Origin of the sequence: Prosthecobacter sp., from assembly GCF_029946185.1 — a bacterium.
Classification (GTDB): domain Bacteria; phylum Verrucomicrobiota; class Verrucomicrobiia; order Verrucomicrobiales; family Verrucomicrobiaceae; genus Prosthecobacter.
Window position 1 is genome coordinate 2,881 of record NZ_JAQSEA010000126.1, and the last position, 23,321, is coordinate 26,201.

The following is a 23,321-nucleotide window of genomic DNA, read 5'->3' on the forward strand; positions in this document are numbered from 1 at the left end:
CAAAAAGATGCCAACAAAAAGATGCCAACAAAAAGATGCCAACAAAAAGATGCCAACAAAAAGATGCCAACAAAAAGATGCCAACAAAAAGATGCCAACAAAAAGATGCCAACAAAAAGATGCCAACAAAAAGATGCCAACAAAAAGATGCCAGGCATTTAGTTAGTTGACTTTACTTATTTTTTGTCCACCGTTGACCCCATGAACCCCGCTCAAAGCTCTGAACCCCAGGCGATTTCTCTCGAAGAACAGCTCGTCGGTGTGAATGCGAAAACCGGCCTCTATCCCGGCGCGCGTTCGTGGTCCGGCGGCAGGTTTCGGGTTCTGGGCAAGGGGCCGCTGGAGTCCTACTGCTACCACGTCATGTCCCGCACCTGCGGTGGGGAGGTGTTCTTGGATGACGTCGAAAAAGAGGCGCTGCGCCGGGTGATCTGGCGCATGGCGGAGTTCTCTGGCATCAAGGTGCTGACCTACTGCCTGATGGGGAATCATTTTCATCTGCTGACCGAGGTGCCGCAGCGGCAGACTTGGCTGCAACGCTTTGAGGGGCCAGACGGTGAGGCGAAACTGCTGTCGCACCTGAGCATTCTTTACAGCCGCACCTACGTGGGGCTGCTGCGTGATGAACTGGCCGATTTGCGCTCACGCGGCATGGCGGTGCTGGCGGGTCAGAGACTGGACGCGATGAAGAAGCGTTTCTGCGATCTCTCCCTGTTCGTCAAAGAGATCAAAGAACGCTTCAGCCGCTGGTTCAACAAACGACGTGGCCGCAGGGGGACACTGTGGATGGACCGCTTCAAGAGCGTGCTGGTCGAAGGCAAAGGCGAACCCCTGCGCACGATGGCTGCCTACATTGATCTGAACCCCGTGCGCGCCGGTCTGGTCAAAGATCCCAAGGACTACCGCTGGTGCGGGTATGCGGAGGCGCTGGGCGGCAGCCGCAGAGCGCAACGTGGGTTGTGCAAGGCACTGAGCAAGCCGGTGGACAGCTGGAAGAGAGAGGGAGCGGCCGCCGCATATCGCTGCCTGCTGCACGCCGAGGGGCGGGAGGTAAAAGACGCGCAGAATGAGAACGTGGTGACGCGCGGCGTGACTGCCGAGTCAGCACGCGCCGTGCTGGCCGAGAAAGGCAAGCTCAGCTCAGCGGAATTGGTGCAACTGCGTGTGCGCTACTTCACCGACGGGTTGGTGCTGGGTAGCAAGGAGTTTGTGGAAGGCATCTTCGAGGCGCAGCGGGAGCTGTTCGGCCCGAAGCGCAAAAAAGGAGCGCGGCGCATGACGGAATCGGATGCGCCCTTTTACACGCTGAGGCAGCTGCGGCTCAAGCCACTGGGATGATGGAACTTTGAAGACATTGCACCGCTCATGGGCCGTATAATGGCATCTATTTTTGCAAAGCACGCGGATGAACGTATCCATACTGCCGCATGCTCACCCCCCTCGATTTAAAACTCTTCCGCGATCTCGGTCGCATGAAGGGCCAGATCGTCGCGGTGAGTCTCGTGATGGCCTGCGGGCTGGCGATGATGATCATGACGCGCAGCATCGTGCTGACTCTGGAAAGCACGCGGGATGCCTACTACCAGCGCTACCGTCTGGCGGATGTCTTTGCCTCATTAAAACGAGCACCGCTCTCGCTGGCCGAACGCGTGGCGGAGATTCCCGGCGTGGCTGCGGTGGATGCGCGTGTCGTAGTCGATGCCACGCTCGATCTCGTGGGCATGACGGAGCCAGCGACCGCGCATCTGGTTTCGATCCCGAAAGGTCGGCCACAAACACTCAACCAAGTCTTCATACGCCAAGGCCGGCTGCCGTTGCCCGATGAACGACGGCAGGCCGTGGTGAGTGAATCTTTCGCGCTGGCGAACAAACTGCAAATTGGCGACAGCCTGATCGCCATCATCAACGGGCACCGCGACATCATCATCATCTGCGGCCTCGGCCTCTCGCCTGAGTTTGTCTTCGAGGCGCGGCCCGGTCAGACCCTGCCGGACAACAAACGTTACGGCGTCTTCTGGATGAATTACGAATCCATCGCCGTCCCCTACGATCTCGACGGTGCGTTCAATGACCTCTGCGTCGACCTTTCGCCCGGGGCGCAGTCTGGACCGGTGATGGCGGAGATTGACCGCCTGCTGCTTGGCTACGGTGCGCAGGGAGCCTACACCCGGCGCGAGCACAACAGCGCGCAACGGCTGGATGACGAACTGCGCGTCGTGCGTGCGCTGTCCGTGGCCTATCCCGTGGTCTTTCTCAGTGTGGCGGCCTTCATGGTGAATGCAGTGCTGGCGCGGCTGGTGCGCCTGCAGCGGGAACAGATCGCGCAACTTAAGGCCCTGGGCTATTCCTCGTGGCAGGTGGGCCGACACTACCTGAACTATGCGCTGGTCATTGTCGTGCTGGGCACCCTGATCGGCGGTGTCGTGGGTCGATGGATGGGCGGCGGACTGGTCAGCATTTACGATCTTTTTTTCCGCTTTCCCGCACTGAACTTCCGCATGGATTACAGCGCCTTGGGCATCGCTTTGGTCGTCAGCACCGTGGCCTCATTTTTTGGCGTCATCAGTGTCGTCTGGATGGCCGTCAAACTGCCGCCCGCCGAGGCCATGCGGCCTGAACCACCAGCGGACTTCAAGCCTTCGATGCTTGAGCGCATGGGCCTCACCCGTGGCAGCAGTCCCGCGCTGCGCATGGCCTTGAGAAACATCGAGCGTCGTCCCGTGCAGGCTCTGTTCACGGTGTTCGGTCTCTCCTTGGCCACGGGGCTGATGGTGCTGCCCGGCTCCATGGCGGACAGCATCGACTACATGCTGACCTATCAATGGAACGATGTGCAGCGGCAGGATGTGGTCGCGTTTTTCGCCGAGCCCAGTTCTGGCGATGCGCTGCACAATCTGGAGCAGTTGCCTGGTGTGCAGCGCGCCGAGCCCGTGCGTGCCGTTCAAGCGCGCCTCCACTACGGCCACCACTCGCGCAAGATCGCTGTGACAGGTCTGCCGCGTGATGCCGACCTGAACCGCCTGCTGGATGCGCAACGCCGCCTCATCGTGCTGCCTGAGGAAGGCATCGTCATGTCCGCGCAGCTCGGCAAAATACTCGGCGCGAGCATCGGTGATGTCGTTCAGGTGGAGGCGCTCGAAGGCAGGCGCGAAACCGTGGGTGTTCCCATCCGCGGTTTCATGGAGGACTTCGCCGGCATCTCCGCCTTCATGGACATCAACGCGCTGCACCGCCTCATGCGTGAAGGTGACACCGTCAGCGGAGCCTACATGACCGTGGATCAAGCCCGCTGGAGTGATTTCATGCGCGCAGTGAAGGACACGCCGCGCATCGCCATCACACTGGTGAAGCAGGACCAGCTCGATTCCTTCCGCAGCACCACCGGCCAGAGCATCGGCATCCTGCGCAAGCTCTACCTCGTGCTCGCCGTCGTCGTGGCCTTTGGCGTCGTCTATAACAGCGCCCGCATCGCGCTCTCCGAACGCAGCCGTGACCTTGCCACCCTCCGCGTCGTCGGCTTCACCCAACGCGAAGTCGCCGGCGTGCTGCTCGGAGAGCTGCTGCTGCTCATCTGCACCGCCATCCCCGCAGGTCTCTTATTTGGCAAAGGCCTGGCCACCTTCATCATTGCCAAAGTCAGTACCGAAACCATCCGCATGCCCCTGGTCATCAGCCTGCACACCTACACCATGGCCGTCCTCGTCGTCGCAGCCGCCTCCTGCGCCTCCTTCCTCGTCGTCAGCCGCATGCTGCGGAAGCTGGACATGGTCGGCGTGCTGAAGGCGAGGGATTGAGCGCCAATTCGGTTGATTTGAAAGATGGGGATGCAAAGCGATTGCTGCGACTGCAGGGAGTGACGGTCTGGACGTCTGCGGCAGCTGCTGCGGAATTCAACCGGGTGCCGTCAAAATGCTTGGCCTCGTCTGCGTTTTGAGGTGTAATGCGGGGCATGATCGAGACTGCCTCTCAGAACCCGGCCTTTGCCCTCGTGGCACAGCGTGTCCAGGTGTGGGTGGCACTGCGCCGCTGGCTCACGGTGCTGCGCATGACGCTGATTCCGGCCTCGCTGGTGCTGGTGCTCCTGATGCTGGCTGCGCTGCGTGGTTCAAGCGTGGTGTTTTCGCCATGGCTGGGGCTGATGACGTGGCTGGGTGGCTGTCTCGGCTATGTGTGGTGGCAGCGTCCCGGAGAGTTCAGCGCGCTGGCGTTGTGGGATCAGGCGGCAGGACGACGCGAGGCTTTCGCCTCTGCGTGGTGGTTTGAGAAGAACGCGGAAGAAGGCGAGACTGCGCGTGCGCACATCGACGCACAGCGTGAGGTTTTGGCACAGGCATGGCCCGCTTCGTTGAAACAAGATCTGCCATTGCGGCCGGACCGTTGGCTCGCGGTGCCGCTGCTCATTGCGATTCTCGGCAGCTTTATTAGCATTGTTCTGGCCCCGCCTTCTGAAGTGGTGGTGATGGATCAGGACATGACGCGCAAGGCCGCCGAAGAGGCGAAGAAACTGGCGCAGACCGATTGGGAAAAGAAGAAACTCGCGGGTCTCAAAGATGAGGAATCCAAGCAGGTGGAGGACTTGAAGCAGAAGCTGGAAAAAACCGCCTCAGCTCTCGCCAACGCAGGAGGGAAGGATGCACGCGATGTGCTGGCCGAACTGGAAAAGCGCGCGCGTGAAGCGGAGAAGCTGGCGGAGGAACTGGGCAACGGCAAGGAACCCTGGGCATCGGAAAAACTCATCGATGCCCTGCGCCAGCACGCCGACACGGCGGATCTCGGAGATGCTGTGGCCGCAAAGAATGCGCAGACTGCATCGCAGGCCGCTGAGGCGCTCGCCACCCAGCTCAAAGCACCCCAGCTCAGTGCTGAAGCAAAAGAGCGGATGAATGAAACGCTCAAGGATGCGCAGCAGCAGGCGGATCAGGAGGACCGCAAACGCGCCGTGGGCCAAAATGTCCTCGCAGCGGGCGATCAGATGCAGCAGGGCAAGCCAGCGGGTGCTGGTGAAGAATTTCAAAAGCTCGCCGACAAGCTGCGCGACCTCGCGCTGCGTGAGCAGTCGCGCAAGGAACTGCAGCAGCTTGCACAGCAGTTGCGTGACTCTGGCAGCAACATCGCGGGGCAGCAGGACAGCAGCAATGCGGCGATGCAGCAGATGAGCCAGGCGGGGCAGGGGGAGTCATCTCAGCAGCAGGGGCAGCAGAGTGCACCGCAGACAGGACAGTCGCAGAATGGCCAGCAGATGCTCAATCCTCCCGGCGCGGGCCAGTCCGGGCAGCAGAATCAAATGCAGCAGCCTCAGGACGGACAAGGGCAGGGCCAGCAACAGCAGCCCATGATGAGCATGGGGCAAGGGCAGCCTGGACAAGCTGGAAAGCAGGGCCAGCCCGGAGATGGTCAGCCAATGCTGCTCGCCCCCATTCCCGGTGGAGCCAAGCCGGATGACAAAGCCTCCACGATCATTATCAGGGGTGATGGCGCGCCGCCTGATCCCAATGGTCCGATGCTCTCCGTGCCCGGCTCCGGTTTGCCCCCCGGCAACAGCAAAGCCGATCTCAACAACACGCCCACGCAAAAGCAGAACACCGACAATCAAAACGTCGTCCGTGCCCAGCAGGGCAACGAAGGGCAGAGCACCGTGCGCAGCGTCGAAGGCGGTGCGCGCAATGAACAATCCACCCGCACCTCCACGCAGACCGCCCTTGAGGCGATCCAAGTTGAAGAAGCCGCGCTGGATGAGGCCGCCCTGCCACCCGCACGTCGCGAACAGGTGCGGCGCTACTTCAACGAATTGCGGAAGAGGTTTGAGGGGAAGTGAAACGGAAGGCAATGTACTATGACAAGACACAAAACACTTGTCATGATCATGCTTGCTTCTCTCATGTTGTCCTCATGCGTCACCCGTGTCTTCTGCTCATCAGACGCTCCCAGACTTCCGCGTGCGAGAACGTCAAATCTGCATGACACAAGTGCTTCTGACCGGCTTTCCCGATATGTCGTGAGCCAGCAGGCCAAAGACGGATTTGTTGTCGAGTCTGTCACTGCGGTCGCTTGCCTGCCGGTGTGCGGCATGGGCTTGATGGCTCCGCTGTTCACCTTGGGATTGCTGCCAGCGAAGCTGCCTCAGCCAGTGGAGGTCACGGTTTCTGGCCGAATCAGAGGAAAGCCGGAGAGCAGAGCCTATCATGTGTATCTCTACAGTTTGACCTCCACATGGATCGCAGTTGTTCCCCGCTTCTTTGATGATCGTGCGCTCGCACGTGGATTTTTGGATGCGATAGCATCCAGCGATCCCTTGCCCCCGAGGAAACGTTGGGTGGGAGAAGCGCCAACAAGGTAACAATTGAGCGTTTACTGCACGTGCCGCTTCGCCTTCGATCCGCCACCTTTCCAGATGTCATATTTCGGATCGGCATAGCGATTGAAGAACACATCGAGTTGCTTGGCCAGATCCGCCTTGATCTCTTGCGTGCCGGGCTGGCCGTATTGATTGAAGCGTTCCTGCGGATCGGTCTGCATGTCGTAGAGTTCGTAGGGGCCGGAGGGAAAGCGGGCGACGTATTTCCAGCGGTCAGTACGGATGGCGCGGGTGGTTTCCATTTCGTAGAAGACGGTGCTGTCCCAGTTTGCGAGGGGCTGGCCGCGCAGGGCAGGGGAGAAGTCGCGGCCCGGGGACTTCGGCTGCTGCGGCATTTTGTCGCTGAGGCTGAGCTGAGCGAGGACGCTGGGCATGAAGTCGTAGTTGCTCACGAAGGCGTCGCAGGTCTGCGCGGGCGGGATGGTGCCGGGCTGGCGGAAGATAAGCGGGATCTGCATCATCAGCTCATGCGCGCCGATGGGACGGAAGTGATCGCCCATGCCCCACATGCCGTTCTGGCCGCCCATCCAGCCCTGATCGCTGGAATACACGACGAGGGTGTTGTCATTGAGCCCGTTGGCTTTGAGTGCGGCCATGATCTCGCCTACGCCATCATCCACGCCGCTGACTTCGCTGGCCATGCGGCGGCGGGCGGCGTCGGTGTTGTGAAAGGCTTTGTTGTCATGCTGCCAGGGGTGCATGGCATCGCGCGGGAAGGAGTGCAGCGGCTTGTCCGCGTAGTAGGCCGCGTGGCGGTTTTTGGACTCATTCGACATCAGTTTTCCGAGTGAGTAGGGGCCGTTGTAGGCGAGGTAGAGGAAGAAGGGCTGGTCCTTGTTCGCGGCGATGAACTCCACGCCCTTGCGCGTCCAGAAGTCTGTGGTGTAGCCGGGTTCCACGCGGAGCTGGCCGTTTTCGATGACCTGCTGGTCGTAGAACTCCTGCGTGCTGCCGTCGGGCTTGGTGGTCCAAGTGGTGAAGCCTTCGCTCGGTGTCATGTTTGCGCCCAGGTGCCATTTCCCACTGAGACCGCAGGTGTAGCCGGACTTTTGTAGCACCTCGCCCAAGGAGGTGAACTCCTGCAGTGTGTTGCAGGCCTCCGGCCCCATCATGAACTTGGGATCGAGGAAGGAATGCAGGCCGTGCTGGGATGGGAGCAGCCCCGTCAGAAACGTCGCCCGCGTGGGCGAACACACGGGGTTGCTGCTCAGCGCATGCGTGAAGCGGACGCCCTCCGCCGCGAGCCGGTCGATGTGCGGCGTGCGGATGTCCGGGTTCCCGTAGCAGCCCAGCGTCCAGGCACCTTGGTTGTCGGTGAGGATGAAGACGAGATTGCGTGAGCGCGGTGCGGCGGTTGCTGAGGCTAGGCTGGCAAGCCAGAGGGCGAGAAAACAGAGATGCTTCAGGGCGGGAAACATGGCAGGAAAACGGGCCGATATGGGCGAACTTGCCCGACTGGGTCAAATGCCGGATCAAACGCCGAAATAAAATGAGAGGCAAAATTTGAGAGTGAGCGACCTATGCCACAGATTATCAAATCATTACGATCATGGATTTATCGACCCATAGGCGCGTGATGTTTCGTGTCCGCCCCTCTTCCACCCGTGATCGGGATACAATCCGCCCGGAGATGCAAGTGTTGCACCTTGCCACGGGCGAGCAAACAGGCGGGTCTGCATTGCATGATGCCTAGAGGGAAACGGCTCAGGGAAGTGAATTAATATTCAGAATTCGGCTAAAGCACCCTTAAACATCAATAATTAACTAGAATTACCATATCAAACAGGGTTAATTATGGCTCTCGGTGCCGCTTTCGGGCTCTTTAGATCTTTCATGCCTGCCCCCCCAGTCTCCCAGCAATTGCCCGACACGCCAGTGCGCATCGCACCGTGGCGCTGGCCGTTGCAGTTTGGGCTTCTGATTTTGTCCGGCGCTTGCACGCTGGTTCTGTTGCTCTGCTACCTCCTGCTGGTGCTGGGTTTGCTGCTGTGGATGGGCTGGGAGGTCTGGCGGCTCACCGGTCACAAGGTTTGGAGCGACTTGCTGCATTGGAGCATGGCTGCTGAGTTGCTAAAGTTCCTCTTCATGGGCGTGACCTGGGTGTTCATGCTCCGGCCTCTGCTTCCCCGGCCAAAGCGCGCTCAGGTGGCGGTGCAGGTCAGTGTGGCTACGCAGCCGCAGCTCTTTGAGATCATCGACCTGCTCTGCTGGCATCTTCGTGCGCAGCCGCCGGTGCAGGTCTGGCTGGACTGCACGACCAGTGTGCGCAGCTCCATGCTGGGCGGTTTGAGCGGCATCCTCAGCGGGCAGACGGTGCTGCATCTTGGCCTGCCGGTGGTGTCCGTCATCACCTCGCGCGAGCTCGGGGGCCTGCTGGCTCAGGAGCTCAGCCACAATGCTGGCTGGATCGGCACTCCCTTGGTGCATGTGGTGAGGGAGATGAATGCCTGGTTTTTCCGCGCAGCACTGGATCGCGACCCGTGGGAGGTGTATACGGATGTGAAGCCGCAGCGCAAGCCCGAGTGGCACCACCTGAGTCGCAGGCTCATGCGCGGCTGGATGTGGGCGGCCAAATTTCCCTTCATGGTCTTTGCGCTTGCCGCCAGGCTGGTCAGCGTGGTCACGCTGTGGTTCATCCGGCGCTCGGCAGCACGCTGTGGTGTCAATGTCATCGGCAAAGACATGTACCGGCGCATGCAGCACAAGCTAGACCTGCTCACCGGGGCATGGGAGGCGGCACAGCAGGAGATTCAACAAGGCATCATCCAGCATCACCTGCCGGAAAATCTCTCGCTGCTCATGGCGCGCCATGTCGCTACGGAGGCAAAGGACCGCGCCTCAGCACGTGCGGAAGCGGCTGCGGCCAGTACCGAGCCGAAAAGCACTGGCGAAAGCAGGACGGGCGCAGGCGAAACCGCCAAGGGGGCAGCCATTGTTGCCCATCTGTCCCACTTGCAGCCTTCGGCCGCGCTGTTGCGGCAGTTTGTCGATCTCTCGCGGCAGGTCAGTTATTTCTACTATCAGCACGGGCTGGGATTGAACCTGCACGAGCACAGCATGGTGGCGGATGAGGAGGTCATTCATCAAAACCGGAGCGAGGAAGAGGCTCTGCTCGTCATTCGCCGTTACTTCGGCGGGCTCGCGCACCCGGAGCGCGCGATGTGCGGACTGGGCAGCACGCCGACCACCTCCGTGGCGCTGCCGGAACTACAGCGCGAAATCCTGCGCGTGAGGGTGGAGATCATCGCCTGGGGGCCGCAGTTCAAGGTGGCCCTGCAGGAGTGGAACCTCGCATGGCAGCGCCGACGCGATCTTGAAGCCGCCACCACGCTGAGCATTGCGGGTTTCACCGTCTCGCGCATGCAGTTTGGCACCCAAGACTCCACCCCCGGCTCCCTTCGTGAAGAGGCCTCCTGCCAACGCAGGGTCATGGAGCACATGGAGGGCCCGCTACAGGAGCGTGAGCGCGTGCTGGAGCGCCGCTTTGCCGCAGCACTCGGCCTGCTCTGGTGGAGCGAGTCCGCAGACCTCAGCGAGTGGCTGCGCGTGCGCCGCCGTGATCTCCCCGCCTGGGTCACGATCTATGAAGCGATGAGCGGCGCACTGCCCTGCTTTCGCGAGCTGCTCACTACTTTTTTTGCCTTTCAGACCCTCAATGCAAAGTTTGCGAATGTGGATGATCCCAGTGCTTTCCTCACTGCGCTGCAGTCCGTCGTTCCGAAGATGCTCAATCTCCTGCGCCAGATTATGGCTACCATGGATGGAGCGCCGTTTCCCTTCACGGATGGTCGGAGGACCGTCACCCTGAACCATCATCTCATGCCTGGTCCGATTCCGGAGATGCCGGGTGTTTCGATGACACTGGTGGATGCCGCCAGCATGCGGGGCATCGGCATGCAGATGGCTTCGCGGGCCTCCGAATGCATCTCGCCGTACGTGGAAACCTTTCTGAGCCATTACCACCGCTCCTTTGCCTGGCTGGCAGAATCTGCCGAACGCACGGAGACGCACTTTTTGGGCTCGCTCAATTACGGTTCCACCACAGAGATCCTCCTGCCCGATGAGTTCACCACCCAGCGCCTCGGCATGAAGTCCCGTTCGCCCGATACCATCGCCGCATGGAAGCCTCCGGCCTAAGGCTGAGACGAAAACACTTTATCTTCCGAGGAAACGCTGGCTTGAACATCTGTCGCATGGCAGGATAGTCCAGCATCCCTCCCCCCACAGCGCCCCCCATGTCGGAGCCGAGTTTATTCAGGCATTATCAAATCGTTCAAGACGCCGACGGCAACAACGTCGAGCTGGTTCGTAATTCCGAGCAGGTGGCGGTCTTGGCGTTTGATCTGCAGCGGTTGGAATACGTGCACTGCCACGTGCTGCTGGAACCTCTGGAGAACCGCGCTGAATTTGAAGAGTCCTGCCAAACGCTGCAAAAGCGCGGCCACCCGGCGCTGGTGCGCATGATCGAGTTTGGCGAGGATGAGGGAAATCCTTTCTACATCACCAGCAACGTGGATGGCGAGGCCCTGCGGCCCTACCTCGCCCGGCTGCAGGACATTCCCGGATGGCTCGCCATCATGATCGCCACCCGTGCGCTGGAGACCGCCGTGGCGCTGTGTGAGCGCGGCGAGTTCCTTTCAGAGACTCCTCTCGACAGCCTGCGCATTGTGCAGACAGCGCCGCAGGCCGTGCAGGTGCTGGCGGCTGATTTTCGCGTGATCGACACCAGCGCTGGCAAAAAGCGCGCGCTGAAGGCCAGCTTTGAAAAACAGGCCAAATTCCTGCGCACCTTTCTCGTGGAGCAGGGTGGCACGCTGCCGGACCATGCCGTCGCGGTAGCGGATTTCGCCGAGCTCCTCGGTGCCTGCCTCTCCAGCGCGGGTGTCGGTGTCATTGCCGCCATGCGCGAGCTGCGCACCAGCCTGCAAAAGCTCGCGCCTCAGCAGCTCTCTGGGGAGATCCCCACAGCGCAGAAGCCTCGCGCCCTGCTCGCCCCGCTGCTGGCTGGTTATCAGGATGTGGCACGCGGCCTGGTCAATCTCGTGCGAATTCAGAGCCAGCGCCTCGACATGGCCAATCCCTACAGCATGCGCGGCACGCTCACCAAGACGGGACGTTCTGTGCTCATCGAGCAGGTGCCGCCCGCACGGATCTCTCATGTGAGTGTGAAGGAGGCCGATGACTCCGCCTTCAAGATCACCAAACAGCGCGACAATCCCAGCCTCATCACCCTCGCGCTCGTCAATGAGTCCGACGACATCACCTGCCTCGCGGAGGAAGTTGCCGAGGGCATCAGCCTTGCTGAACTCATGCGTGAGCGCCACTGCCTGGAAGTGCAGGAGGCCTACCTCGTGCTTGCCGGGCTCGACACCGCGCTTACACAGCTGGATAAATCCACGCTGCCCGCCTGCAAACTGCGGTTGGAGGACATTTTTCTGCTCACCGGATTCGCCCGGGAGGACTCGCGCAGCACCAAGCTGCTCGTCTCCAAGCTCAATGAGTGGCCCGCCTTTAACATCATCGTGCGTGCGCATCCCACGCTCGCCTCCATGTCCGGGAGAGGCACAGACCCGGGTGTGCTGCTGCCACCTGAGCACGGCACCAGAGCCACTGCATGGCATGGCGGCTGGCTCGCCGCGTTATGCAAGTTTCTACTTGGCTTTGAGCCTCCTCTTGGCATTCACACTGAACCCATGGGCGGCGCGCGTGAACGTGAAACCGTCGCGCGACTTCTGGATGAGGAGATCGCCAAGGTGGCCGATGCCAAGCCTGCGCAACGCAGCGACTTTCTTGCCCGCTATGCGCGAATCATCCAGCATTACGACCACGTCAAACCGAACGAGCCCGCCCGCGCAGGAGGCGCGGAATCTGCGATGGAGCACAAATTGAAGCCACGTCTCCAACCCATTCCTGCCAGCAAAGCCCCCTTAAAGAGTGGAATGTCAGCATCGTTGGGCGTCGATTCTCCCCGCTCACCTGGGGCCCCCCTCACCTCCGGTGGTGCGGCCAAGGGCGGAGAAAAGCCGACCATTGGCTTCGCGGAACTGCTCTTCCGCAATGGCGGCAGCGAACCTTCACCGCCAGACGCCCCCGACTGGGCAGTTGCCGCCGCCAGTGCAACCACCGCGCTGCCTGCGCATCTCATGGTGCGCGAGGACGTCCCAATTTGGCTCAAGGCCGCCGTGTTTCTCAGCGGTTCCATGGTCATCGGTGCCATGTGCGCCCACCTCTCAGGCTCCGCCCTCTGGCAGAAAAAGAATGTACCCGCTCCTGTGGAAGCCGTGGCCCCACCTCAGTCCGCCGCCATTGTGGCACCTTCTTCCAAACCCACGCCTGCAGCAGTGCCTAAAGCTATTGCCGTGGAACCGGCCGTGCCCAAGGCCATCCCCGTGCCGCCACCCCCAGTGGAGGTCACCGCTCCGCCGGAAAGCAGTGACACACGTGGCAGCGGTCTCCCCCTCACACTGCCGCCTGGAGCCATGAACTTGCGCGACCAGCTTTCCAATCCTCCCGCGCCACCGCCACGGCCATGAAAACACTGCTTCGTCGCTGCTCGGGTCGCCAGCCCTGAACCCACCGTCAACGGCGCCATCGCCCAGGAACGATCTTTGATCAGTCTCGCAAGGAGATCACTCGCGAACCCTCTCTGGCGGAAGTCAGGCATGCATCCAGCACTCGCTGCGTCAGCAGGCTGATCTTGGGCCAGTGAGCATCCAATTTCTCATCAATCACTAGTTGGGAAAATGTGTGAAACAGGCGTGACTCCTGCGAGCCGGGCGCGTTGCTGCTGGGTTCATCGAGGGCTTCGATCTGCCGGCTTTCGAGCATGTGGGACTGGCAGCGATCAAGCGCGAACTCCGAACGCGTGAGGCTGAATTTTGTTTGCGGGCCGGAGAAGGGCAGCACAAAGTCGGAAACCTGCAGCAGTCCTTTGTCACCGTTCACGATGGCCCACTGCGCATTCGCTGTGGTGAAGGAGCAGTAGAAGGATGCGCTGGCGCTATCGGCAAAGCTCAGCGTGCCGGAGAATTCCAGAGGGACAGGCGGTGAATCCGACGTTTGCTGCGTTTGCGTGTGGATGCGGCCCGTTGCATGCGTGGGCGTGGCTTCGTTCATGGCCCAGAGTGTGAAGCGCAGGCAGTACCATCCCAGATCTCCGAGGCAGCCCAGCGGTTCGAGTTTGCCATGCGCACGGATGTTACTGCGTTGGAATTCGTCATCGCTCATGAAGCTGAACTGCGTGGCGATGTTTCGCACCTGGCCGACATCATGATCCACCACCTCGCGCAGGCGTTTCAGCCGTCGCCCGTGCATGAACATCACTCCGTCCATGAACTGCACGCCGTGCTGCTCACAGGTGGCGATGATCTCCGCCACATCTGCCGCATTCACGCCCACCGGCTTCTCCACCAGTACATGTTTGCCGGCCTGCGCCGCGCTGATCACCCACTCCTTGCGCAGTCCTGTGGGGAGCGGGATGTACACCGCGTCGATGTCCGTGCGGGCCAGCAGTGCTGTGTAGTCATCCATCGCATCCGGGACGGTCTCATGCGGTGCGCTGCTCTGGCATTCGTCAATAAAAGCCTGTGCGCGTGAGAGATCACGGCTGGCTACGGCGATGAGCGTGGCGTTGTCCGCATCACGAATGGCCTGCCAGTTTTTGCGAGCGATGAAAGCGGCACCCAGGATGCCCCAGCGGCAGTGCTTGTGATTGGTCATGCCGGATGAAGCATGCGCCTTCACTTGCCGTCAAGTTCACAGCATCAAACCAAAGCGTGCTGTGATGGCGCGCAGCAGTGCAAACAGCAGCAAAGTCAGCACGGCGCTGCCGCCCAGAGCGCCGTAAAAGCCCCACCAGCGCTGGAACGCTGGGAACAGTAGAAACATGGGCAGCGTGGGCAACACATACCAGAAGATGTAGTACATGTGGTCTGCCGTCTTCTGTGACCGAACCTCCGGCGCGCTTTCGAAGTGCACCCAGAAGAGAGTGATGACGCTGACAAACGGCAGAGCCGCCAGCAGCGCGCCTAGTTTGTCGCTGCGTTTCACCATCTCGCTCACGAGCGTGATGATGCCTGCGCTGAGCAGGTACTTGAGGATGAGATTCAGAGTCATGGTCGGAGTGGGGATAATGAAATGTAGCAGCAACTCATTGAATTTCTGACGTCCATTGGATCAACTCTGGACAACTTCAAACCTCTAGGCACAGCGCCAGCTTAATGCTTCTTTTGCGCCGTGCCGCCTTTTGCTGGCGCAGGTTTCTCGCTGCAACGTGGCACGATGAACACGACAAGCATGAGAATGATAGCCACTGCGGCGACCACCATGGGCTTGATGTTTTTCGCTGCAGGAGTTGGCGGTTTGCGCTGCAGAGGTGTGGAATTTTTGCGCTGTGCGGGCATCAGGGCCGCTGTGGGGCGCTTGGGCCTGTTGGCGGCCAAATGGGGGCCGGGCGAAATGGGAATGGTGCTTGAAGTAGCATTTCGTGCGCCTTGCTGCCGATGGGGAAGAACAACGGGAGAAGAAAGCGGCTGCTGGAGAAAGGGGACTGTCGGCGTGGCTTGGGCGGTTTCAGGCGAGGGCTCCTGGCGTGGCGGCAGTTCCGGCAGGTTGGGGGCTTCACGGCGCTCGAACAACTCCCGGGCCGCCGCCGCCTTGCGTGGACGTTGTTCAGGGTCCGCCGCCATCAGGTGCATCACCCAGGAGCACATCCAAGCCGGGACATGCGAGGCGATTTTCTGCAACGGGGCCAAGTCATGGCCGAGGTGCTTTAGCTTCAGTTCCTTGAGTGTGCGACTGCCAAAGGGAGGTCTTGTGGTGAGTGATTCATAGAGGATGCAGCCCAGCGCATAAACGTCAGTGCGACGACGGGTGGTGCCGTCCTGCCACTGCTCTGGGGCGGTGCAGCGGTAGGCGCGGATCTGCTCCTCCTTGCTGTCTGTCCGACCTGCGAAGCCCTGGCCAAAGCCATGCAGCGTCACCTGCCAGTCAGCGGCGGATTTGCCGGAGATACGTACAAAATCAGGCCGCAGGCTGCCATGGACGATGGCGTCCTCGTGGAGGATTGAAACCACCTCAAGGAGCTGCGAGGCCACGGTTTCAAATTCCTTTTGCGTGAGCGGTCCGCGTTCCAGCACTTCGCTCAAGGTTTCTCCCGGCAGCGGACCTGCAACAATGGTGTAGAAGCCGTCCTTGTCGGTGCCGAAATCGATCAGCCGATCGAGATGCGGATTTTCCAAGGTGGCAAGCTGGCGGAACAATTCCTGCAGGCCCTCGATTTCCTCGGGCTTGGTGGTTTTGAAACGCCGCAGCCGGAGTTCGTCGCCGCGTTTGTTGTCGCGGACGAGCAATAGCTTGCTGGCGGTGTCCTCTTCCAAGGGACGCAGAATTTCAAAACGGGATGACATTCAGTAAAGCTGGCCCGTTCCAGTGAATCCCGCAAGCTTCTTGCCACATCCATTATTTGCAGGCTAATGTGCCGCCCCCATCTCCTGCATGGATGATTTTCTCGTCATCGACCACGTTTCCAAAATCTTCGGCGCGCAGCGTGCCGTGGATGATGTGTCGTTGACCGTGGCTCAGGGGGAGGCGTTTTCGCTTCTCGGTCCCAGCGGTTGCGGGAAAACCACCTTGCTGCGCATGATCGCGGGCTTTGAACGGCCTGACAGCGGGCGGATTCTGGTCGGGGGGCAGGACATCACTGCTCTGCCGCCGGAACTGCGTCCAGTGAACACGGTGTTTCAAAACTACGCCCTCTTTCCGCATTTAAGCGTCTGGGATAACATTGCTTTTGGCCTGCGCATGAGCCGCCGCCCGCGTGAAGAAATCCGCAGCGGTGTGGACCGTATGCTGGAGCTTGTGCGTCTCAGCGAGCACGCGCGCAAGCGCCCCGCGCAGCTCAGTGGCGGGCAGCGGCAGCGTGTGGCCATTGCGCGGGCTTTGGTGAACCGCCCCCAGGTGCTGCTGCTCGACGAACCGCTGGCTGCGCTGGATCTCAAGCTGCGCCAGCACATGCTCATGGAGTTGAATGCCATCCATGAGAAGGTCGGTACCACCTTCATCTATGTCACCCATGATCAGGGTGAGGCCATGAGCCTGAGTGACCGAATTGCCGTGATGAACGCGGGCAAGGTTGAGCAGGTGGATTCGCCCGAGCATCTGTATGAAACACCGAATACGAGCTTTGTGGCCTCCTTCATTGGCGATGCCAATTTCTTCACGGGGGTCGCGTTGGAAGTGCTGCACGAAGGCTATGTTCGCGTACTGGTGGAAGGGCTTGGCAGTCCGCTCGTTCTGAGCAACGGAGCGGTCACTGTGAATGAGGTGCTGCGGCTCATGGTGCGGCCGGAAAAAATCATTCTCACGCTCGCCCGCCCCCTCAGCGGTGAAAGTGTGAACGCCTTCCGTGGGGTCGTGGAAGACATGGCTTATTTTGGATCACATACGCGCTACCGCATTCGTGCCGGGGAGCACAGAATCCTGGCTCAGATGCAGCGCAGCCGTTTCAGTGGCGGGGAGATCAACCCCGCGCGAGGTGCGGAAGTGTGGATGAGTTTTCACCCGGATGAAGGGCGTGTCGTGCGGCTGGAGGGGGAGGTATGAGCAAAGAATCTCGGACTGTCGGGCAGTGGCTGCTCACATTTCCCTCACTTGCATGGCTGTCCTTGTTTTTTGTGATCCCGGCCCTCTTGGTCATCATCACCGCCTTTCGGCCTGCGGATTTGCAGGGCGGTGTCGGTCCGGGTTGGACGCTGGCGACACTGCGTGAAGTGCAGGATCCGGTCTACCTGCCCATCCTCTGGCGCACTCTCTGGCTCAGCGGAGCGACGACTTTGGTCTGTCTGGCTCTGGCGCTGCCGGTGGCCTTTCAAATGGCACGTGTGGGGCAGCGCATGCGGCAGGTGCTTCTGTTGCTCATTGTCATTCCGTTTCTGTCTAATTTCCTGATTCGTATCTTTGCGTGGAAATCTCTGCTGCATCCCGAAGGGCCGCTGACCAAGCTGCTCATCTGGCTGCATCTCATTCCAGAAAATGCCGTGCTGCTAAACCATGTGGGCACGGTGCTGCTGGTGCTCGTTTACACGCAACTGCCGTTCGCCATCCTGCCGCTCTACGCTGCGGCTGAGAAGTTTGATTTTGGCCTGCTGGATGCCGCACGTGATCTTGGGGCAGGGCCCTGGCGGGCATTTTCCAAAGTGTTCGTTCCCGGCGTGCGTCGCGGCCTCATCTCTTCATCGGTCATGGTGTTTGTCTGCTGCCTCGGGCAGTACGTCATTCCGCAGATGGTGGGCGGCACCTCGGATGAAATGCTGGGAAGCAAGATCGCCCAGCGGGTGTTTTCAGATCGCAATCTGCCACATGCCAGCGCATTGGCCGGTGGCCTGATGCTGGCGGTGCTGGTGCCCATGCTGATCGTCGTGCTCTGGCAGCAGTTTGGCCGAAAGGAGTCTGAATGAAGCGCTCCAGGCTGCCGGCGTTCATCACGTTGGGCGTGATCCTGTTTCTGTTCGCACCGCTGGTGGTTCTCGTGGTGAATTCTTTCAACGCCTCGCGCTTTGGCGGCGAGTGGGAGGGCTTTACCTGGAACTGGTACGTAAAACTCTGGGCTGCGGGAGAGGTCTGGGAATCGCTGTGGATCACTCTCAAGATTGCCCTCTCCGCCTCTCTGGCGGCCATGGTGTTCGGTACACTGGCGGCCTATGCGCTGCACCGGTTCCGTTCCTGGCTGCAAAACGTGCATCACATGCTCATCACGCTGCCGCTGGTGATGCCGGACATTCTCATGGGCATGTCACTGCTGGCTTTGTTTGTCCTCACAGGTGTGGAAACCGGGCTGCTCACCATCTGGATCGCGCATGTCTCCTTCTGTCTGAGTTTTGTGACGATGGTCGTGCTGGGCCGTCTGCAGGATTTTGACTTCACCCTGCTCGATGCCGCGCGTGATCTGGGTGCAAGCCAAGCCACGGCCGTAAAAATGGTGCTGCTGCCGCTGCTGCTGCCCGGTGTGCTGGCTGGAGGGCTGCTGGCCTTTACGCTTTCGATTGACGACTATGTCATCACCTTCTTTGTCTCCGGGCCGGGAACCACCACGCTGCCGCTGCGAGTCGCGAGCATGATGAAAACCAGCCGCAGCCTTCCCATGATCAACGCACTCAGCACCCTGCTCATTGCCAGTACCTTCCTCTTTGCCGCCCTCAGCTCCCGCCTCCAACGCCACGTATGACATCCATTCTCAGATCATTGGCAGATTTCATCGAGCCCACCGGAATGGTCTGGCTGCTGCTTTCGGCATGGTTGATCATCAACCTTCGGCGTCGTCAATGGCGGGCGCTGCTTCTGCCGGGCACTGCATGGCTGTTGCTTACGATCACCTCTGCCACAGGCTTGCCGCACAGGTTGCTGGCCTCCTTGGAGTCTCACTGGCCGCCCGTGGATCTGGCGGCATTGCCCGAATGCGACGCGGTCGTCGTGCTTGGTGGTGGCATGGAGCCGTCCCGTAGCGAGCCTTCAGGCATTCATTTTAAGGGGGGCGCAGACCGGTTGTTTGCTGGCTTGACGCTAGCGAAAAAGGGCCGGGGTAAGCTGCTGGTCGTTGGCGGTGGCAGTGTCAAGACGACCTCCGGAATCGAGTCCGAGGCGGATGCCACCAAACTCTGGGTAGAGGAATGGCAGCTCTCACCGGTGCCGGTGGAAAGCCTGGGTAACTGCCTGGATACACATGACGAGGCCGTCAAGGTCGCCGCTCTGGCACTCAAACACGGCTGGAAGAGGGTGGCGCTGGTGACATCCGCCTACCACATGACCCGTGCCAGAGCTGTCTTTGAAACTGCGGGAACGTCTGTCGTGCCCGTTCCGTGCAATTATCTCAGTGTGGCTTTGCGTGAGCACAGCGTCAAATGGCTCGACGTTCCGAATGCCACCAACCTAGGTCATTTCGAGGCATGGATGCATGAAATGGTTGGTTGGTGGGCTTATCGCCTATGTGGTTGGGTTTAGGTGTTTTATATTGGCCCGCAATCTGCTCAGAAACGAAGGAAAGAAGGCTTGCTTTTTTGCCGTAGCAGAGTTGTGTGTCCTTCACATGACTAGTGGCCTGGCTTTAGCCGATTCCATCACTCTTGGGGGCAGAAACAGGACAGGCACTGAGCTTATCCTGGCCACCAAGCCCTTTGCCGTGGACAACACCGCGAAAAGCTGGTGGTGCATCCTTTCCACATTCTCACTTTGGCTGGCGGTCATCGCCGGAACGTTGTGGATACCGTATCTCCCAGTGAAGATAGCTCTGAGCATTCTTTCCGGGCTGCTGCTGCTGCGTCTGTTTGTCATTTATCATGACCAGCAGCACAATGCCATTCTGCCCACCTCCAAGGTCGCGGAATGGCTTATGCGTGGTTTTGGCATACTCGCGCTGAGTCCCAGCAGCATCTGGAGGAGCTCGCACAACCACCATCATAATCACAACTCGAAGATCAAGGGGTCGCACATCGGTTCGTTCCCGATCATGACGAAGGAGCATTACCTGAAGGCATCCAAATCGGCCCGGTTCATCTACCTCTTCATGCGTCATCCGCTGACCATTCTCTTTGGTTATTTCTTCGTTTTCCTGCACGGCATGTGCCTGCGCCCGTTTGTCATGAAGCCCCGTCAGCACCTGGACTGCCTGCTGGCCCTGCTGGTGCATGCGGGCATCGCTGTGGCGCTGGTTCATTTCTTCGGCTGGCAGATCTGGCTGCTGACACAGGTCATCCCGCATTTCATCACCTATGCCATTGGGTCTTACCTGTTTTATGCGCAGCACAATTTTCCTGACGTGGCCTTTTATGAAAAGGCGGGCTGGACCTATGAGCGTGCTGCTTTGGATTCTTCCAGCTACATGAAGACCAGCAAGCTCATGGCCTGGTTTTCCGCCAACATCGGCTACCATCACATTCACCATCTGAACGCGCGCATCCCATTCTACCGCCTGCCAGAGGTGCTCAAGGCCATGCCTGAACTGCAAAAGCCGAAGATCACCACGCTGAGTCCGCGTGACATCTTCCGCTGCCTGCGGCTGAAGGTCTGGGACACGGAGCTGCAGCGGATGGTGCCGCTACCTTCAACAACCCGGTAAGCGCCATTCGGCACACCGATTTTCCTATGTTCACCGTATCTAATCTTGCAGAGCTGATCGGTGGCGAAGTGGTGGGGGATGGCTCGGTGATCCTCACGGGTATCGCTCCAGCGGATGTCGCCGCTGCCGGGGATCTCACCTTTGCGGAGAAACCCAGCTACCTCGCCGCTGCCGAGGCAAGTCAGGCCAGTGCCGTCCTAGTGCCTCAGGGGTTCGAATCTGCAACGAAAGTTTTGATCCGGGTGAAGGATGCGCGTGTCGCCATTGCCAAAGTGCTGCCGCTATTCTTTCCGCCCGAAAAGCATGCCGTGGGTGTCCATGCCAGCGCGGTGATTGATCCCTCCGCACAGATTGACGCCACCGCCAGCGTCGGCCCTCACTGCGTCGTGGGTGCCGGTGTTTCACTGGGAAAAAACTCGGTGCTCATGGGTGGAAACCACATCGGCCGTGACAGTCATGTGGGAGATGATGTTTGTCTGTATCCGAATGTGGTGCTGTATGCCAGGACGCAGATCGGCAACCGTGTCAGCATCCATGCGGGCACCACCATCGGCTCGGACGGATACGGCTATGTTTTTGACCAGGGCCGCCACCGCAAAATGCTGCAGGTGGGGAACGTCGTGATTCATGACGATGTCGAAATTGGTTCCAACACCTCAATTGATCGCGGCGCGCTGGGTTCCACGGTGATCGGGCAGGGGACCAAGATCGACAATCTAGTTCATGTGGCGCACAATGTGGTCATGGGCCGCCATTGCCTGATCATGGGCCAAGTAGGCTTTGCGGGCAGCACGCATCTTTCCGACTACGTCGTTATTGCCTCGCAATCGGGCATCGGAGGTCATCTCAAACTGGGTGCCCAGTCCACCATCGGTGCCAAATCCGGCGTGATGCGCGACATTGCTGCGGGTGAAACCGTGCTGGGTTATCCATCGGCACCGGACAAGCAGGCGAAGCGCCAGTGGATTGCCCTGTCGAAAATGCCGGAAGCTTTGCGCCGTTTGAAAATTTTGGAAAAGCGGTTGAACGGCACCAAAGAAGACTGACGGTTGATTTCGCGCTTCACCTCACGGCAACTCACGCCATGATGCGGCATGACCCGTGAAGACGCCGCCACCCTCTTTGAACGCATCGCCCTGCTGCTCGAACTGAAGGGGGAAAATACCTTTAAAATACGCGCCTACCGCACCGGCGCGGAGATCGTGGAAAGCTACAGTGGCGACATCATGAAGCTGGCGGCTGAGAACCAACTCGCGGGCATCAAAGGCTTGGGGGAAGCGCTGCGTGACAAGCTCCATGAAATGGCCACAACCGGGAAGCTGGAGTTTTACGAGAAGCTCAAGGCGGAATTTCCTGACACGCTGTTTGAGCTGTTCGAGGTGCAGGGTCTCGGGCCCAAGAAAGTTGCCGCATTGCATGCGGAACTGGGCGTATCCTCCATCGCAGATCTGAAGCGTGCCTGCGAAAGCGGCGAGGCGGCGAAGCTCTCAGGCTTTGGGGGGAAAACGGTGGAGAAGATTCTCGAAAGCATCGCATTCCGTGAGCTGCATGCCTCTGAATTTCGTCTGGATCTGGTGCATCCGCTGGTGCAGGACATTTTGGAGGCGCTGCGGCAGCACCCGAATGTTTCGCATGCGGAGGTGTGTGGCAGCTACCGCCGTGGCAAGGAAACGGTGCATGATCTCGATTTTCTAGTGGCTACGAGGAAGCCAGAACTAGTGATCGAGGACTTTGTGCAATTGCCGCTGGTTGTAGATGTTATCGCCAAGGGGCCGACGAAAGCCAGCGTGCATGTGACCCATGGTGTGCAGTGCGATCTGAGGGCGGTGTCGAGCAAGGAGTTCCCTTTTGCACTGGCGTATTTTACCGGCAGTAAAGAGCATAATGTGGCCATCCGCCAGCGTGCGCTGGCGCGTGGCTGGTCGCTCAATGAGTATGCTTTCACCCAGGTGCCAGATCACGCGGATGCGCCGGTGATTCCGCCGATTCATGACGAAGCGGAATTGTACCGCGCGCTGGATCTGGACTTCATCGACCCTGAGCTGCGTGAGAATAAAGGAGAGATCGATGCTGCCGAGCATGGCGGTCTGCCGCGGCTGATCCAACTGGAGAATCTGCGCGGTGTCTTCCACAACCACACCACGGCGAGTGACGGCGGCGCGACGCTTCGCGAAATGGCCGATGCGGCGCACGATCTGGGGCTGCAGTACCTGGGCATCGCTGATCACAGCAAGTCGTCCTTCCAAGCGAACGGGCTGAATGAAGAGAGGCTGCTGGCGCAGATTCAGGAGATCAAGGCGCTGAATGAAGAGATGAAGGCGGAAGGTTTCCGTGTCTTTGCCGGCAGCGAGGTGGATATCCTCAAAGACGGCAGCCTTGACTTCAGCGACGAGATCATGGCGCAGCTCGACTACGTGGTGGCGTCTGTGCACAACGTCTTCAATCTGCCCGAGGCGGAGATGACGAAGCGCATCATCCGAGCTATTGAAAATCCGCATGTGACGATGCTGGGTCACCTGACAGGCCGGCTGCTGCTGCAACGCCCGGCTTACAACGTAAACATCGCAGCCGTGATTGATGCGGCGGCGGAGACAGGGACGATCATCGAACTGAATGCGTGCGCGTGGCGTCTCGACATGGACTGGCGCTGGTGGAAGCTCGCGAAGGAGAAAGGGGTGAAATGCAGCATCAATCCAGACGCCCACAGCACTCAGGGGCTGCAGGCGGTGATTTACGGCATAAAGGCCGCCCGCAAAGGCTGGCTGACGCGGAAGGATGTCATTAATTGCCTGCCGCTGGGGGAGGTGGAGGAGGTGCTGCGGACGAAAAGAAGGTGAATGCCTGGCAGTGGGCATC

At 59.9% G+C, this 23,321-nt stretch carries 16 protein-coding genes; 12 read left to right on the forward strand and 4 right to left on the reverse strand.

What is annotated here, in order from left to right:
• Window positions 1-201 precede the first annotated feature (201 nt).
• From PSV43_RS10400 to PSV43_RS10410, 3 genes are all read left to right on the forward strand, one after another.
• Complete coding sequence (locus PSV43_RS10400; protein WP_300196474.1) at window positions 202-1,338, forward strand: transposase; 1,137 nt, start codon at window positions 202-204, stop codon at window positions 1,336-1,338.
• A gap of 89 nt (window positions 1,339-1,427) precedes the next feature.
• Window positions 1,428-3,794: an FtsX-like permease family protein gene (locus PSV43_RS10405; RefSeq protein ID WP_300196476.1), complete on the forward strand. Its 2,367-nt coding sequence runs from the start codon at window positions 1,428-1,430 to the stop codon at window positions 3,792-3,794.
• A gap of 155 nt (window positions 3,795-3,949) precedes the next feature.
• Window positions 3,950-5,815: a hypothetical protein gene (locus PSV43_RS10410; RefSeq protein WP_300196478.1), complete on the forward strand. Its 1,866-nt coding sequence runs from the start codon at window positions 3,950-3,952 to the stop codon at window positions 5,813-5,815.
• Between the two features lie 533 nt (window positions 5,816-6,348).
• On the opposite strand, the gene PSV43_RS10415 is transcribed toward PSV43_RS10410, so the two are convergent.
• Window positions 6,349-7,773 carry a sulfatase-like hydrolase/transferase gene (locus tag PSV43_RS10415; RefSeq protein WP_300196480.1) on the reverse strand — a complete coding sequence of 475 codons (1,425 nt, stop codon included), beginning with the start codon at window positions 7,771-7,773 and terminating at the stop codon, window positions 6,349-6,351.
• A gap of 415 nt (window positions 7,774-8,188) precedes the next feature.
• Between PSV43_RS10415 and PSV43_RS10420 the strand changes: the two genes are divergently transcribed.
• Both PSV43_RS10420 and PSV43_RS10425 read left to right on the forward strand, forming a co-directional pair.
• On the forward strand, window positions 8,189-10,492 hold the full coding sequence (locus PSV43_RS10420; protein ID WP_300196482.1) for a hypothetical protein: 2,304 nt from the start codon (window positions 8,189-8,191) through the stop codon (window positions 10,490-10,492).
• Between the two features lie 98 nt (window positions 10,493-10,590).
• Window positions 10,591-12,888, forward strand: coding sequence for a hypothetical protein (locus tag PSV43_RS10425; protein WP_300196484.1), 2,298 nt, complete (start codon window positions 10,591-10,593; stop codon window positions 12,886-12,888).
• A 79-nt stretch (window positions 12,889-12,967) separates the two neighbouring features.
• Here the strand turns inward: PSV43_RS10425 and PSV43_RS10430 are convergent, their stop codons facing one another.
• The 3 genes from PSV43_RS10430 to PSV43_RS10440 form a co-directional block, all read right to left on the reverse strand.
• Window positions 12,968-14,074 (reverse strand): Gfo/Idh/MocA family oxidoreductase, encoded by a 1,107-nt coding sequence (locus tag PSV43_RS10430; RefSeq protein WP_300196486.1) that lies wholly within the window; start codon window positions 14,072-14,074, stop codon window positions 12,968-12,970.
• A gap of 36 nt (window positions 14,075-14,110) precedes the next feature.
• Complete coding sequence (locus PSV43_RS10435) at window positions 14,111-14,470, reverse strand: DUF3147 family protein (RefSeq protein ID WP_300196488.1); 360 nt, start codon at window positions 14,468-14,470, stop codon at window positions 14,111-14,113.
• Between the two features lie 101 nt (window positions 14,471-14,571).
• Complete coding sequence (locus PSV43_RS10440; protein WP_300196490.1) at window positions 14,572-15,762, reverse strand: protein kinase; 1,191 nt, start codon at window positions 15,760-15,762, stop codon at window positions 14,572-14,574.
• Window positions 15,763-15,850: 88 nt separating this feature from the next.
• Here PSV43_RS10440 and PSV43_RS10445 point away from each other — a divergent pair, with 88 nt between their 5' ends.
• The 7 genes from PSV43_RS10445 (at window position 15,851) to polX (ending at window position 23,302) form a co-directional block, all read left to right on the forward strand.
• A complete protein-coding gene (locus PSV43_RS10445; protein ID WP_300196492.1) occupies window positions 15,851-16,957 on the forward strand; it encodes an ABC transporter ATP-binding protein in 1,107 nt (368 codons plus the stop codon).
• Entirely contained in the window at window positions 16,954-17,811 is an 858-nt protein-coding gene (locus PSV43_RS10450; RefSeq protein ID WP_300196494.1) for an ABC transporter permease, read from the forward strand. Before PSV43_RS10445 ends, PSV43_RS10450 begins: the two co-directional genes overlap by 4 nt.
• Window positions 17,808-18,578 (forward strand): ABC transporter permease subunit, encoded by a 771-nt coding sequence (locus tag PSV43_RS10455; protein ID WP_300196496.1) that lies wholly within the window; start codon window positions 17,808-17,810, stop codon window positions 18,576-18,578. The genes PSV43_RS10450 and PSV43_RS10455 overlap by 4 nt, the downstream gene beginning before the upstream one ends.
• On the forward strand, window positions 18,575-19,351 hold the full coding sequence (locus PSV43_RS10460; protein ID WP_300196498.1) for a YdcF family protein: 777 nt from the start codon (window positions 18,575-18,577) through the stop codon (window positions 19,349-19,351). Before PSV43_RS10455 ends, PSV43_RS10460 begins: the two co-directional genes overlap by 4 nt.
• Window positions 19,352-19,436: 85 nt before the next feature.
• On the forward strand, window positions 19,437-20,465 hold the full coding sequence (locus PSV43_RS10465) for a fatty acid desaturase (RefSeq protein WP_300196500.1): 1,029 nt from the start codon (window positions 19,437-19,439) through the stop codon (window positions 20,463-20,465).
• Between the two features lie 26 nt (window positions 20,466-20,491).
• Window positions 20,492-21,511 carry a UDP-3-O-(3-hydroxymyristoyl)glucosamine N-acyltransferase gene (lpxD, locus tag PSV43_RS10470; protein ID WP_300196502.1) on the forward strand — a complete coding sequence of 340 codons (1,020 nt, stop codon included), beginning with the start codon at window positions 20,492-20,494 and terminating at the stop codon, window positions 21,509-21,511.
• A 48-nt stretch (window positions 21,512-21,559) separates the two neighbouring features.
• Complete coding sequence (gene polX, locus PSV43_RS10475) at window positions 21,560-23,302, forward strand: DNA polymerase/3'-5' exonuclease PolX (protein WP_300196504.1); 1,743 nt, start codon at window positions 21,560-21,562, stop codon at window positions 23,300-23,302.
• Window positions 23,303-23,321: the final 19 nt, after the last annotated feature.

Excerpts from the sequence above, each read along its gene's own strand:
- PSV43_RS10400 (WP_300196474.1), top strand. The coding sequence starts at position 202 with ATGAACCCCGCTCAAAGCTCTGAACCCCAGGCGATTTCTCTCGAAGAA.
- PSV43_RS10420 (WP_300196482.1), top strand. The coding sequence starts at position 8,189 with ATGCCTGCCCCCCCAGTCTCCCAGCAATTGCCCGACACGCCAGTGCGC.
- PSV43_RS10465 (WP_300196500.1), top strand. The coding sequence starts at position 19,437 with ATGACTAGTGGCCTGGCTTTAGCCGATTCCATCACTCTTGGGGGCAGA.
- PSV43_RS10440 (WP_300196490.1), bottom strand. The coding sequence starts at position 15,762 with ATGTCATCCCGTTTTGAAATTCTGCGTCCCTTGGAAGAGGACACCGCC.
- PSV43_RS10430 (WP_300196486.1), bottom strand. The coding sequence starts at position 14,074 with ATGACCAATCACAAGCACTGCCGCTGGGGCATCCTGGGTGCCGCTTTC.
- PSV43_RS10460 (WP_300196498.1), top strand. The coding sequence starts at position 18,575 with ATGACATCCATTCTCAGATCATTGGCAGATTTCATCGAGCCCACCGGA.
- PSV43_RS10405 (WP_300196476.1), top strand. The coding sequence starts at position 1,428 with ATGCTCACCCCCCTCGATTTAAAACTCTTCCGCGATCTCGGTCGCATG.
- PSV43_RS10445 (WP_300196492.1), top strand. The coding sequence starts at position 15,851 with ATGGATGATTTTCTCGTCATCGACCACGTTTCCAAAATCTTCGGCGCG.
- PSV43_RS10410 (WP_300196478.1), top strand. The coding sequence starts at position 3,950 with ATGATCGAGACTGCCTCTCAGAACCCGGCCTTTGCCCTCGTGGCACAG.
- PSV43_RS10450 (WP_300196494.1), top strand. The coding sequence starts at position 16,954 with ATGAGCAAAGAATCTCGGACTGTCGGGCAGTGGCTGCTCACATTTCCC.
- polX (WP_300196504.1), top strand. The coding sequence starts at position 21,560 with ATGACCCGTGAAGACGCCGCCACCCTCTTTGAACGCATCGCCCTGCTG.
- PSV43_RS10435 (WP_300196488.1), bottom strand. The coding sequence starts at position 14,470 with ATGACTCTGAATCTCATCCTCAAGTACCTGCTCAGCGCAGGCATCATC.
- lpxD (WP_300196502.1), top strand. The coding sequence starts at position 20,492 with ATGTTCACCGTATCTAATCTTGCAGAGCTGATCGGTGGCGAAGTGGTG.
- PSV43_RS10455 (WP_300196496.1), top strand. The coding sequence starts at position 17,808 with ATGAAGCGCTCCAGGCTGCCGGCGTTCATCACGTTGGGCGTGATCCTG.
- PSV43_RS10425 (WP_300196484.1), top strand. The coding sequence starts at position 10,591 with ATGTCGGAGCCGAGTTTATTCAGGCATTATCAAATCGTTCAAGACGCC.
- PSV43_RS10415 (WP_300196480.1), bottom strand. The coding sequence starts at position 7,773 with ATGTTTCCCGCCCTGAAGCATCTCTGTTTTCTCGCCCTCTGGCTTGCC.